Source organism: Pseudomonas sp. PS02303 (assembly GCF_029959925.1).
GTDB classification, from domain to species: domain Bacteria; phylum Pseudomonadota; class Gammaproteobacteria; order Pseudomonadales; family Pseudomonadaceae; genus Aquipseudomonas; species Aquipseudomonas mandelii.
On sequence record NZ_JASCOM010000176.1, the window covers coordinates 1 to 12,533 of the forward strand.

The following is a 12,533-nucleotide window of genomic DNA, read 5'->3' on the forward strand; positions in this document are numbered from 1 at the left end:
AAGGCGGCGGGGCATTCACCGATGAAGTCGAATGACACGCCGCCTTCGCGAGCAGGCTCGCTCCTACATGTCGAACTCACAGACGGTTCCAGGCCCATGGCAATCATCGGTTTGCTGCGCGCGTAACGACTCAGGCGTTCGGTCATGGCGTAGGGCATTGGCGGATCGAAGGAAAACCCTCGGCGTTCATAAAAGCCCCGCAAGTCCGGGTGGCAGAACAGCCAGACCGGTTGGTCGAGACCGCGCACCGCTTCGGCGATCAACGCCGCCGCGATGCCCTGTTCGCGACAGGCCGGATCGACGAACAACCCCGTCAACCAATGCCCGCCCGAGACCGACCGCAAACACAGCGCGCCAATGATCTCCTCGCGTCTGGCGACCCACAGCTGAGCGTCGCGAACCGCTTTCATCGACGATTGGTGGGCGCGATAAAACTTGTTCATCAACGGCCATAACGGCTCGGCGAGCAGGGTGTACTGGGTGTCGGGCATAGGTTCGATCTGTCGGTGCGCAAAGCGGGTGATTATAAAAGAACGCGCGGCCGGCGATAGGTGTATACCTGATCTCACATCCCGTATGAGTGGAGTACGTATCATGGCCAAAGGCATGGATTCAAAAAAAGCGGCAAAGAAGAAACCGGCGAAAACCGCCGATGAAAAGCGCGCAGACAAGAAGGCCAAGAAGGTGGATGTGTTCGGTCATTGATCTCGCCACAAGGGAGCCCGGTCTTCGGGCTCCTGCTGCATGCCTAAAGAAATAACCCAATAATCTGCAAGATTTCCCTGCGCCATTGCACAGAGGGGGACGGGTCCCCGATCTGAGCAACGCCATGCCCCATTACTTCGATGCCGCCCACGGGCAGACATTGCGAGTTCGTTTGATGCGCTGCAGCGCTACAGGCATTCCTGATTTTCCTCGCTGAACCGATTTTGTCCTCAATACTGGCCGACTAGTGGCCTTGCGCCCCTCTATCGACTGTCTACGCTGACTTCTAACTACCCATGTCGCTCGCCATATGAAAGATGGCGCAGCAAGAGTGCCCAACCCAAGGCGCCGACAGGGAGTAACAAGGAGCTGGCCGGTAAAGGGAATTACTTATGAAACCGTTAGGGCTGGCCCGGTCCCGGGCTATCAAGAGAAGGATGTCTTGATGAGTGCGTTGCTGCATGGACACTCCGATTGAACATCATTGATCACCTGACACTTCCTCCCGTGGAGGAACGCGTGTGCCTGTTCCATAGAACGTTGTGGTGGATCCGTTGAAAGACCAAAGACCTTTCATCAATCAAAAGAACGCGCTGAAGGTGATACGACCATGTTTAACCTACATCACAAGGCTGACCTGCTGGAAATCGAGCGCTATAGCTGCGCGTTGAGCGAAGCCAACGCCAAGTTGGCGGCGGTCAGTCGATCAATGGCGATGATCGAATTCACGCCGGACGGCATAGTGCTGGATGCCAACGACAACTTTTGCAGTGTCATGGGGTACAGCGCCGACGAAGTGCGCGGCAAACATCATCGGATCTTTTGCGAGGAAGCTTTTTATCGCAGCGAGGCTTACGCGAAGTTGTGGCGCGACCTGGCCCGTGGCGAACCGGTGGGCGGGAGCTTCTTGCGCTTGAACAAGCGCGGCAAGGAGGTCTGGCTCGAAGCCAGTTACATGCCGGTGTTCGGTCCCGACCGTCAGGTTAAAAGCGTGATTAAAGTTGCCACTGACATCTCCGCCAGGGTTTACAAGGAACACGAAGAAGAAAGCATGCTCGCCGCCATAGGTCGTTCCATGGCGGTGATCGAGTTCACCCCCGAGGGCAACGTCATCACGGCCAACGATAACTTTCTGAAGACGATGCATTACTCGCTCAACGAAGTGGTGGGGAAACACCACAGCCTGTTTTGCCACCGCGCCGAAGCCGAGTCCTCGGCTTACAAAGCGTTCTGGGCATCACTCAATCGCGGCGAGTATCACTCCCATCGTTTTGAACGCAAAGATAAACACGGCCATACCGTGTACCTCGAAGCGTCCTACAACCCTTTGTTCGACGCCAAGGGCCGGCTCTACAAAGTGGTGAAGTTTGCCAGCGACATCACCCGGCAAATCGCCACGTTGCAAACCGCTGCGGAGTCGGCGCACAGCACGTCGGTGCAAAACGACGCCTGTGCACAGAAAGGTTCTCAGGTGGTGCAGCAAACGGTGCAGATCATCCAGGACATTTCCCGGGATTTGAACGAAGCCGCGCTCAGTATTGATGCCGTCAGCAAACAGTCCGACATCATCGGCACCATCGTGCAGACGATTCGCGGCATTGCCGACCAGACCAACTTGTTGGCGCTCAATGCAGCCATCGAAGCGGCCCGGGCCGGCGAGCATGGGCGGGGTTTTGCGGTGGTCGCCGATGAAGTACGCAGCCTCGCGGCACGCACGAGTCAGGCGACGCTGGAGATCGTCGACGTGGTGCGCAAGAACCATGACCTGTCGTTGAGCGCGGTGACCAGCATGCAGTCGAGCTTGAGCCGAACCGGACTTGGGGTGGAACTGGCGAACGAGGCGGGGGAGGTGATCCTGGAGATTCAGCAAGGGTCGCGGCATGTGGTGGATGCGATCAGTCAGTTCAACGAAACGTTGCAGTTGAACTGACTGATCGCGTCGCGTCTCTTGTAGCAGCCGGCTGTGCCGGTTGCTGCATGAAGTGCAGGGTTCTCCCTGCCGTTAAAGCGAAGCGAGGAACTTGTCGACCACCTGGCTACTGCCTTTCTCACTGTTGGCGTTTTCTTTCTCGACCTGCGCCAGTTTGACCTTGTCCTCCGTGCGCTCGGCGATCTCTTTGGCGATTGCCTGTTGTTTCTCCGGTGGCATGGCTTGTACTTCTTCTTCAGTCAGCCCCATCTCTTGCAGAATGCTGTCGCGCAGGCGCTGCTCCGGCGTTTTGCTCATGTAGTCCTTGAAGTCGCTCATGGCGGCGCTGTCCGTGACCCTGTCTTTAACATCGGCCGGCAGTTGGAAAGACTCGAGCGCTTGCAATTGCACGCGGGTTTTGGCGAACGCTTCATCAACGTTTTCGCTGATTTTGCTCGCCTCGCTGACTTGCCGGGTGGCGTCCCGGGTGGCGGAAGTCTGCACCTGCGCGGTTTGCGCCTGAACGTTGCTTTGCAACGTTTGCAGCATCGCCCCCTGAAGGCCGGCAGCGGCTTTAGCCGCAGGATCATCGCCGGGCTTCTTGGAGAGCGGGATCATTAACGTTTGTTGTTTGGCACTGACCAACATGATGAATAGACCTTGCAGGTAGTTGTGGTGCGGTGCTTTGAGCAAATAGTATGCCTATAAGCAAAAACCACTATAAATCAAGCAGTTAGTGAGTGCTGGCCGAGGGGGAGACGTGGGTTCTGCGGTTAGTCTTTGCCGCTTGGCGGCAAACAAGGCAGGGCATCAAGGCAGGCCATTGCAGCCGAACTTGAGGAACCCCGGACGTTGTGCCAGTCGCTGAAAGTACTCGTCGATGGCCGGGTAATCGGGCCGCTCCATCGGGGTCATCAGCCAGCGGTTGACGGACAGTCCGATGACAATGTCGGCGAGGGTGAAGCGTGGCCCGGCGACGTAAGCTTTGGTCGCCGCGAGCTGGTGTTCGAGGATGCCCATCTTCTGGTTCCAGCCACGTACACCGGCAGCAATGTGATGCGGGTCCTGGAACTCCGGATCTTTGCGCACCAATGCCGTGAACGCATAGCTCCATGAGGCATTGAGTTCAGTGGCTTGCCAATCCATCCATTGCTCGACCCGAGCGCGCGCGGCCGGTTCGTGGGGGAGCAGATCGGTGTTCTGGTGTTTGCCGGCCAGATAACGGCAGATGGTGTTGGACTCCCACAGCACTCCAGCGTCGTCGATGATCACCGGCACCAGCGCGTTGGGATTGAGCCGCAGAAACTCCGGTGTGTGGGTTGAGGCATAACCGCTACCCCAATCCTCGCGTTCGTAGGCAACGCCCAGTTCTTCACAGGTCCACAGGACCTTTCTGACATTGATGGACGACGCCTTACCCAAAATCTTCAGTGCATGTTCCATTGAGCTACTCCGTTAGCGATTCGACGCTTCAGGAATCTGACAGACATTGCGCGGTTTTCAAACCGGATCCGGCAACGCCGAGGCTGGCAAACCAAATGTGCGATCAAACAGCCAGTTGAACGCGAAGGTGTAGCACGGGATGAAAATGATCAGCGCCAGGTCCAGCAGGAAAGCCTGCACCAGGCTGATGTTCATCCACCAGGCGATCAGCGGGATGAGAAACACTATCAAGGTTAGTTGAAATCCCACGGCATGGGCGATGCGCCGTTTAACGGTGCGGGTGCGCGATGGCTGACGACGTTCCCAGCGCTCGAACACTGTGGTGTAGATGAAATTCCAGGTCACTGCGATGGTGGTGATGATGACGGCCAACGGCCCGGTGCTGCCAGGCGAGGTGCCGGACAGCAATGCCAGGCCCAGCGTCGAGAAGGTCATGCCAAAGACTTCGAACAGCGACACGTAGACCAGTTTGCGTTTAACGCCTTGCATGGAGTTTTGCCTCTTTCTCGCGAACTTGAAGCCAGCAGCACTGGCGAAGGCGACGAAAGATAGCTTCAATAGTACTGACAGAAAAAGTCAGCAGCTTTCAGTTTTATTGATAGGACGAGGAATGAGTTTCAACAGCGACAGCATCGAGTTGTTCCTGGCCGTGATCGAGCGCGGTTCGTTTTCGGCGGCGGCGCGTGCGCTGGGCAAAGTGCCGTCGGCGGTGAGCATGGGCATTGCCAACCTGGAGGCCGAGCTCGGATATCCGCTGTTCGATCGCAGCCATCGCGAACCGGTGCCGACGGCGATGGCCAGTGCGTTGGTGCCGCACGCGCGGTTGATCGCCGAACAGCTCAAGCAGCTGCAGGTGCATGCGATCGAGCTGTCGCTGGGGCTGGAAAGCAAGTTGTCCATTGGCGTCGTGGCGGACCTCGACAAGCGCCATTTGCTGGCCGCGATCAAGGTCATCGCCCAGCGTCATCCGCTCCTGGAGATAGAACTGCTCAGCGCGCCCCAGGACGATGTGCTGGCGATGCTCCACAGCGGTCGCGTCAGCGTTTGCCTGGCCTTCGCGGGGTTGAGCATGAACGTACTGGAGCGATTCCAGTTCGTCGGCACCGAGCGCGTGATCGCGACGCTTGCAGCGGACAATCCGCTGTTTCAGGGCGAGGATTTGTTTCTGGAGGATCTGGTTCACGTGCGGCAAATCATCGTTGCCAGTCGCGACCTGCCGATCAGCGAAACCCGGCCTTTGGTGGGCGAATCCTATTGGCGCACCGACACCCTCGCCATGGCGCTGGAAATGGTCGAAGCCGGGTTGGGCTGGGGCAATTTTCCGTTGTCGGTGGTCCAACCGTTGCTCGATGCCGGAAGACTCAAGCGCCTGAGTTTCCGCAACATCGAGAACGGTCTGGTGCTGCCGGTGCACGCGGTATGGCTCAAGAGCCAGCCATTGCAGAAAGGCGCGATGGCGTTCGTCGAACTGATGGGTCGCTGAGGCAATCCCTTGTGGGAGTGAGCCTGCTCGCGATGAGGACCTGACGGTCAACATTGATGGTGACTGACCCACCGCCATCGCGAGTAGGCTCGTGCCAACCTGGGTCAGGTACTTTCGCGCACCTTCAACTCAAACCCCATGTCCTGCACCGGTTTCGCCACGGTGTTGCCCGCCAGCAAGGTCAACATCAACTCCGCCGAACGTCGGCCAATCGCCTCGCGCGGGGTGCTGATGCTGCTCAGGCGCGGGACCATGTGCGCCGAGGCGGGCAGGTCGTTGAAACCGAGGATCGCCACTTGTTCGGGGATTTTGATCCCGCAACGCATCGCTTCAAGCAGGGCGCCCTGGGCCAGGTCGTCGTTGCCGAAGAAAATGGCATCGACATCAGGATGATTGGCGAGCAGTTGCAGGAACAGTTCGCCCCCCAGGCCGACGGAGGAGGCGCGCGGCGTCAGCACTTCCAGGTCCGGGTCATACAAACCGGCCTTTTGCAGGGCTTTGCGGAAACCTTCGCCGCGCAGCAAGGTGCGTTGATCCAGCTGCGCGCCGATGTAGGCCAGGCGCTTGCGCCCACGTGACAGCAAATGGTGCGCCGCCGTTTCACCCGCCGCGAGTTGCGAGAAACCCACGCAATTGAGCCCGGCGGCGCTGTCCAGTTCCATCATGTACACGCACGGAATGTTGCTCGCCTCGATCATCCGTCGCGAACTTTCGGTGCGGTCGAAACCGGTCAGCAGCAAACCGCGAGGCTGATACGCCATGTAATTGCGCAGCAGGTTTTCTTCTTCATCGCGCGAATAATGGAAGTTGCCGATGAGCACTTCGAAGCCCTTGGGACGCAAAACCTGATGAATGGCTTCCAGCGTATCGATGAACAGCAGGTTGGACAGCGAAGGCACCAAAACCACCACCGAATGGCTCTGGGCCGAGGCTAAGGCGCGGGCGGCAGGGTTAACCACGTAGTTGAGTTCAAGGGCCGCTTTCTGCACTTTTTCCACCAGTTCGGTGGCCACCGTGCTGACGCCGCGCAAGGCGCGGGAGGCGGTGATCGGGCTGACACCGGCCAGGCGTGCCACTTCGTTCAGGGTAGGGCGGCCAGTGGTGCGCGTATTCTTATCGTTTTTAGTGGAGATCATCGGACGGCTTGCCAAACAAAATTCGAGGCACTAAGGTAGCGCTGTCTCGATGCAGCTGCAAATGCGTGAGCGGGGTTTGCCTGATCCCCGCTTTTTGGCATTGGGAACGAACATGCTGCAACCCACAAAAATGACAAGAAGGCGTCGGCAACTTCTGCTTTTGCTCAAGCGTCATAACTGGCAAAGGTAGCGCTGTCTGCGCGCTGAGGTGTTACATGAATCATTCCATCACCGCCCTGGTCATCATGGGCGTTGCCGGTTGCGGCAAGACTTGCGTCAGCGAGGCCTTGTGCCAACTCAGCGGCGCGACCGCCATTGAAGGCGACACTTTCCACCCTGCCGCCAATATCGAAAAGATGAGCGCGGGCATCCCCCTGAACGACGAAGACCGTGCCGGCTGGCTCGACAGCCTGTGCGATGAATTGCGCCGCGTCGACGCTCAAGGCCAGCGCCCGGTGCTGACCTGCTCGGCCCTCAAACACAGTTACCGCGAACGTCTGCGCAGCGCCTTGCCGGGCCTGGGCTTCGTGTTCCTTGAGCTGACCCCTGAAGTCGCCGCTGATCGTGTCTCCCACCGGCCGGGCCACTTCATGCCTTCGACCCTGATCGACAGTCAGTTCGCCACCCTTGAATCCCCCGTTGGCGAGCCCTTGACCCTGGCGCTGGACGCTTCAAACCACAGCGTCGAGCAACTGGCGAAGCAAGCGCATGTCTGGTGGCAGGCCCATGGCCTGAAACAGGCCGTATGAGTTTTTTCCGAAGAGATAGCGCTGTCCTGATGGCGTGCGAGTTACCCGCTTTAATAACAACAACAACCAGGAGACACCCCTAATGTTTGGCATGTCCCACGAGACGTTCCTGCTGCTCGATGCAGTGGTCACGGTGATCGGGCTTATCGTCCTGATCACCAAGTTCAAGTTCCACCCCTTCATTGCCCTGATCATCGCCGCAGCCTTTCTCGGGCTGACCTCCGGCATGCCGATCGGCACCATCATCAAGGCGTTCCAGGACGGCTTCGGTGGGGTGCTCGGTTTTGTCGGGATCATCCTCGCGCTGGGCACGATGCTCGGCAAAATGATGGCCGAGTCGGGCGGGGCGGATCAGATTGCCCAGACTCTGATTCGTGCGTTCGGCAAGGACAAGGTGCAGTGGGCGATGATGTTCGCCGCGTTCCTGGTCGGCATTCCGCTGTTCTTCGAAATCGGCTTCGTGCTGCTGATCCCGCTGGTGTTCATCGTCGCCCGACGTACCGGCGTGTCGATCATCAAGATCGGTATCCCGCTGCTGGCCGGTCTGTCCGCCGTGCACGGCCTCGTTCCGCCGCACCCGGGTCCGTTGCTGGCCATCGGCGTGTTTGGCGCTGACATCGGTAAAACCATTCTTTACGGTCTGATCGTTGCGCTGCCGACGGCCATCATTGCCGGTCCGATCTACGGCACGTTCATCGCCAAATACATCCCCGGCCATCCTAACCAGGAACTGGTGGATCAACTGGCACGTGAAAACGACTCTGCCGATCTCCCGAGTTTCTCCATCACCTTGATCACCGTGCTGTCGCCGGTTTTCCTGATGTTGCTCAAAACCTTTGCCGATGTGGTGCTGCCGGACGGTAACTTCTTCCGCACCTTCATGGACCTGATCGGTCACCCTATCTCGGCCCTGCTGCTGGCGTTGCTGCTGTCGCTGTACACCTTCGGTTACAAGCAGGGCATTGGCTCCAACCAGATGCTCAAATGGCTGGATGCCAGCCTTGCGCCGACCGCCGCGATCATTCTGATCATCGGTGCCGGTGGTGGCTTCAAGCAGATGCTGGTCACCAGCGGTGTGGGTGACGTGATCGGCCACATGGCGGTGGAAGCGCAGATCTCGCCGATCCTGCTGGCCTGGCTGGTGGCGGCGGTGATTCGTGTGGCAACCGGTTCTGCAACCGTGGCGACCATTACTGGCGCAGGCATCGTGGTGCCGGTGGTGGGGATGATTCCGGGTGTGAACCGTGAGCTGTTGGTGCTGGCCACTGGTGCCGGTTCGTTGATCCTGTCTCACGTCAACGACGCGGGTTTCTGGCTGGTGAAGCAGTATTTCAACATGACCGTGGCGGAAACCTTCAAGACCTGGACCGCGATGGAAACCATCCTGTCCATCGTTGCGCTGGGCTTTATCCTGTTGCTGTCGATGTTCGTTTAAGCGGCTCTTTGTTTAAGCAAGGCGCAGGCACAAAAAAACCGCAGCAATGCGGTTTTTTTGTGGGTGATGATTTCATGGCTCAACACATCACCCTTGTAGGAGTGAGCCTGCTCGCAATAGCGGTGGGGCAGTTGACACTTCAATTGGATGTGATGGCCTCATCGCGAGCAGGCTCACTCCTACAGGTTAAGTGTTAGCCGGCGGATTTCGGGGCCAGGCCATCCGCCCGAAACATCCCGCGAATCCCGCGCACGGCCTGACGAATCCGGTCCTGGTTTTCGATCAGCGCAAAGCGCACATGATCATCCCCATACTCACCAAACCCGACGCCTGGCGAGACGCAGACCTTGGCCTCGGCGAGCAATTTCTTGGCGAACTCCAGCGAGCCCAAGTGCGCATAGGCTTCGGGAATCTTGGCCCAGACATACATCGACGCTTTCGGATTCTCGACCATCCAGCCCAGTTCGTGCAGGCCTTTGACCAGCACGTTGCGACGCTGCCGATACTGCTCGGCGATGTCCTTGACGCACTGCTGATCGCCTTCCAGCGCCGCAATCGCCGCGACCTGCAGCGGGGTGAAGGTGCCGTAGTCGTGGTAACTCTTGATCCGCGCCAGGGCGTTGACCAGTTCAGCGTTGCCGACCATGAAGCCGATGCGCCAGCCCGCCATGTTGTAGCTCTTGGACAGGGTGAAAAATTCCACCGCGATGTCCTTGGCGCCCGGCACCTGCATGATCGACGGGGCTTTCCAGCCGTCATAGACGATGTCGGCGTAAGCCAGGTCGTGCACCACCAAAACGTCATACTGCTTGGCGAGGGCGATCACCCGCTCGAAGAAATCCAGTTCCACGCATTGGGCGGTGGGGTTCGACGGGAAGCCGAGAATCATCATTTTCGGTTTCGGGATCGAGCCGCGAATCGCGCTTTCCAGTTCAGCGAAGAAGTCCACGCCCGGGATCAGCGGCACCGAACGCACCTGGGCGCCGGCAATCACGGCACCGTAGATGTGAATCGGATAACTGGGGTTCGGCACCAGCACGGTGTCGCCCTGGTCGAGGGTGGCCAGCATCAGATGCGCCAGGCCTTCCTTGGAGCCGATGGTGACAATGGCTTCGGTTTCCGGGTCGATATCGACCTCGTAGCGATCCTTGTACCAATTGGAAATGGCCCGGCGCAGACGCGGGATACCCTTGGACGTCGAGTAGCCGTGGGTGTCTTCGCGCTGGGCGACGGTGACCAGTTTTTCGACGATGTGTGGCGGAGTAGGGCCATCAGGGTTGCCCATGCTGAAGTCGATGATGTCTTCGCCACGACGACGGGCGGCCATCTTCAGCTCGGCAGTGATGTTGAATACGTAAGGGGGGAGTCGATCTATGCGCGCAAAGCGGCGCGGCGAACCTGGGTTAGCCATTGTTGCCTCGGTAACGTGAGCGCCCGGAACCGTCCGAGCGACGCTGGCCACTGCGGTGGCCTGTGGCGGAATGTAAGGGCTGTTGTGGCACACTGTCCAGCGACTCTGTAAACAAATTTGTCCGAAGGAACCCGGTTGATGGAATTTACCAGCGGCTTTCTGCTGAGCCTTTCGCTGTGCCTGGATATCGGCGTGGCCAACATCGCGATGATCACCCTGGCCATGCAGCGCGGCTATTTTCAAGGCTTTGCCCTGGGCTTGGGCACTTGCGTCGGTGACCTGATTTACGCGGTGCTGGCGTTGGCGGGCATGACCGTTTTGCTGCAATACGAAACCGTGCGTTGGGTGCTGTGGATCGGCGGTTCAGCGTTGCTGGTGTATTTCGCGGCGAAGATGATCTATTCGGCGATTCACCATGAAGCGGTGTTGGCGCAGTCCGCCGAGGTGGGGCAGAACTCTCACCGCAAGGAGTTTTTCCGCGGGATTTTCCTGGCCATGTCGTCACCCAGCGCCATTCTCTGGTTTGCGGCCGTGGGTGGCACGCTGATCGCGCGCTCCGGTGGCGGTGATGCCGTCAGTTCGGCGCTGTTTCTCGGCGGTTTTCTGTGCGCCGGAGTGTTCTGGTGCGTCGCGTTGTGCTTCGCCGCGAGCCACGGCGGCAAGTTGCTGGGCGACAAACTGCTGCGTTACTCCTACATGGCATCGGCGGCGATCTTCTGCTATTTCGCGGTGTACGTGATTCTATCGGGTTATAACGAGTTCATTGGTGCGGGCGCCGTCGAGCAGTTGCACGCCCTGTAATTAGGCGAATCGGGTTTGGCTTCTATACTCCCAGCCGAACCCATTTTTTTTGCAGCAAGGAGTTGAGTCATGGATGAGCAAACAGGCGTGAAACCGGCCGAGCCACGCTTCGAACATGGGCATTTTCTGCTCATTGCAGGGCTGGGTGGTCGATTTACCCAGCAGACCACACAAGGCATTCCCGAACTCTGGGAAAAATTCATTCCCGAGATGGGCAAGATACCCGGCCAAAAAGGTGAAGTGACCTACGGTATTTGCTGCAATCCCGATGGCAAAGGCGGGTTTGAGTACATCGCCGGCGTCGAAATCGCCAAACTCGACGACCTGCCCGAGAAGTACCGCTGGGTCGAGGTTCTACCCCAGCATTACGCGGTGTTCGAGCACAAAGGCACACTGGACCAGTTGCCCGCGACCTTTCAGTACATCTGGAAAACCTGGCTGCCGCAGTCCGGCCATCAGGCGGCGGACGCGCCAGAGTTCGAACGCTACAGCGAAGACTTCAACCCGAAGCTCAACACCGGCGTGCTGGAAATCTGGCTGCCGCTAAAAGACAAATGACCGCATCAAGAGGCGGACCCACGTCCGCCTCTTGATCGTTACTTGCTCCGCTTCATCCGTCGCGACCGCATCACGTCAATCGACAACGTCACAAAGCCAAACGTGCTGATGCCCAACAGCAAGAGAAGTCCGATCTGAACGCTGCTCATGGTGTGTTCCCCCTATCGATGATCAGAGACAGGCAACACCAATAATCCGATCCGATCGGCAATGAAAGCACCTATACGAAGGCTTTACGACATCAGCAGTGATCGATATGAACACCTTATTAATTTATGATCCCCAGCCTTTCCCACGCTGAATCCGAGCTGCCATGAACACCGTCATCCGCCACGTCACTCCCGCCGACCTGGACCGCTGCTTCGCCATCGAAACCGTTGCCTACGAAGGCGACGAAGCCGCCACCCGGGAAAAAATCGCCACGCGCATTGCCACCTGGCCCGACGGTTTTATCGTGGTCGAAGTGGACGGCGTTGTAGCCGGTTTCATCAATTCCGGTGCGGCGTTTCAGGTGGAAATGTCAGACGAAGCGTTCAAGGAGCTGATTGGCCACGACCCGGCCGGGCCGCACGTCGTGATCATGTCGGTGGTGGTGCACCCGGATTTTCAGGGGCAGGGGCTGGCGAAGCGTTTGATGGGCGAATTCATCGAGCGCATGCGGGCGATGGGCAAGACCCACATCCATCTGATGTGCAAGGAACGGCATATTCCGCTGTACGCCGGATTCGGCTTTGCCTACATCAAGCCGTCGGCCTCCGACCACGGCGGAATGGCGTGGCATGAGATGGTTCTGGCGCTGTAACCAACGTATATCAAGCACCGAAGATCCCCTGTGGGAGTGAGCCTGCTCGCGATGGCGGTCTGACAGTCGACACTTCTGTTGAATGTTATGCCGCCATCGCG

General features: G+C 58.6%; 13 protein-coding genes. 7 read left to right on the plus strand and 6 right to left on the minus strand.

Features of this window, described 5'->3' with window-relative positions; all coding sequences use genetic code 11:
- The coding region (locus QMX98_RS25800; RefSeq protein WP_282411568.1) for a GNAT family N-acetyltransferase at window positions 1–491 on the minus strand (491 nt) is incomplete at its 3' end.
- Between the two features lie 824 nt (window positions 492–1,315).
- On the opposite strand from QMX98_RS25800, the gene QMX98_RS25805 reads away from it, so the two are divergent.
- On the plus strand, window positions 1,316–2,635 hold the full coding sequence (locus QMX98_RS25805) for a PAS domain-containing methyl-accepting chemotaxis protein (protein ID WP_200666858.1): 1,320 nt from the start codon (window positions 1,316–1,318) through the stop codon (window positions 2,633–2,635).
- Window positions 2,636–2,707: 72 nt separating this feature from the next.
- Here QMX98_RS25805 and QMX98_RS25810 read toward each other — a convergent pair whose 3' ends face one another.
- From QMX98_RS25810 to QMX98_RS25820, 3 genes are all read right to left on the minus strand, one after another.
- Window positions 2,708–3,262 carry a hypothetical protein gene (locus QMX98_RS25810; protein ID WP_282411571.1) on the minus strand — a complete coding sequence of 185 codons (555 nt, stop codon included), beginning with the start codon at window positions 3,260–3,262 and terminating at the stop codon, window positions 2,708–2,710.
- A gap of 162 nt (window positions 3,263–3,424) precedes the next feature.
- On the minus strand, window positions 3,425–4,057 hold the full coding sequence (locus tag QMX98_RS25815; protein ID WP_010457337.1) for a glutathione S-transferase: 633 nt from the start codon (window positions 4,055–4,057) through the stop codon (window positions 3,425–3,427).
- Between the two features lie 57 nt (window positions 4,058–4,114).
- Complete coding sequence (locus tag QMX98_RS25820) at window positions 4,115–4,546, minus strand: PACE efflux transporter (protein WP_010457335.1); 432 nt, start codon at window positions 4,544–4,546, stop codon at window positions 4,115–4,117.
- Between the two features lie 121 nt (window positions 4,547–4,667).
- Between QMX98_RS25820 and QMX98_RS25825 the strand changes: the two genes are divergently transcribed.
- A complete protein-coding gene (locus tag QMX98_RS25825) occupies window positions 4,668–5,540 on the plus strand; it encodes a LysR family transcriptional regulator (RefSeq protein ID WP_282411569.1) in 873 nt (290 codons plus the stop codon).
- Window positions 5,541–5,644: 104 nt separating this feature from the next.
- Here QMX98_RS25825 and QMX98_RS25830 read toward each other — a convergent pair whose 3' ends face one another.
- On the minus strand, window positions 5,645–6,676 hold the full coding sequence (locus QMX98_RS25830; RefSeq protein ID WP_010457329.1) for a LacI family DNA-binding transcriptional regulator: 1,032 nt from the start codon (window positions 6,674–6,676) through the stop codon (window positions 5,645–5,647).
- A 215-nt stretch (window positions 6,677–6,891) separates the two neighbouring features.
- Here QMX98_RS25830 and QMX98_RS25835 point away from each other — a divergent pair, with 215 nt between their 5' ends.
- A complete protein-coding gene (locus tag QMX98_RS25835) occupies window positions 6,892–7,425 on the plus strand; it encodes a gluconokinase (RefSeq protein WP_010457327.1) in 534 nt (177 codons plus the stop codon).
- 82 nt (window positions 7,426–7,507) lie between these two features.
- Window positions 7,508–8,860, plus strand: coding sequence for a GntP family permease (locus tag QMX98_RS25840; protein WP_010457326.1), 1,353 nt, complete (start codon window positions 7,508–7,510; stop codon window positions 8,858–8,860).
- Window positions 8,861–9,053: 193 nt separating this feature from the next.
- Here the strand turns inward: QMX98_RS25840 and alaC are convergent, their stop codons facing one another.
- Window positions 9,054–10,271 (minus strand): alanine transaminase, encoded by a 1,218-nt coding sequence (gene alaC, locus QMX98_RS25845; RefSeq protein ID WP_102594217.1) that lies wholly within the window; start codon window positions 10,269–10,271, stop codon window positions 9,054–9,056.
- 138 nt (window positions 10,272–10,409) lie between these two features.
- Between alaC and QMX98_RS25850 the strand changes: the two genes are divergently transcribed.
- From QMX98_RS25850 to QMX98_RS25860, 3 genes are all read left to right on the plus strand, one after another.
- The gene (locus QMX98_RS25850; protein ID WP_010457323.1) at window positions 10,410–11,072 is read left to right on the plus strand and encodes a LysE family translocator; all 663 of its coding nucleotides are present in this window, start codon (window positions 10,410–10,412) and stop codon (window positions 11,070–11,072) included.
- A 69-nt stretch (window positions 11,073–11,141) separates the two neighbouring features.
- The gene (locus tag QMX98_RS25855) at window positions 11,142–11,630 is read left to right on the plus strand and encodes a GyrI-like domain-containing protein (RefSeq protein WP_010457321.1); all 489 of its coding nucleotides are present in this window, start codon (window positions 11,142–11,144) and stop codon (window positions 11,628–11,630) included.
- A gap of 313 nt (window positions 11,631–11,943) precedes the next feature.
- A complete protein-coding gene (locus QMX98_RS25860; protein ID WP_282411570.1) occupies window positions 11,944–12,432 on the plus strand; it encodes an N-acetyltransferase in 489 nt (162 codons plus the stop codon).
- The last annotated feature ends 101 nt before the right edge of the window (window positions 12,433–12,533 follow it).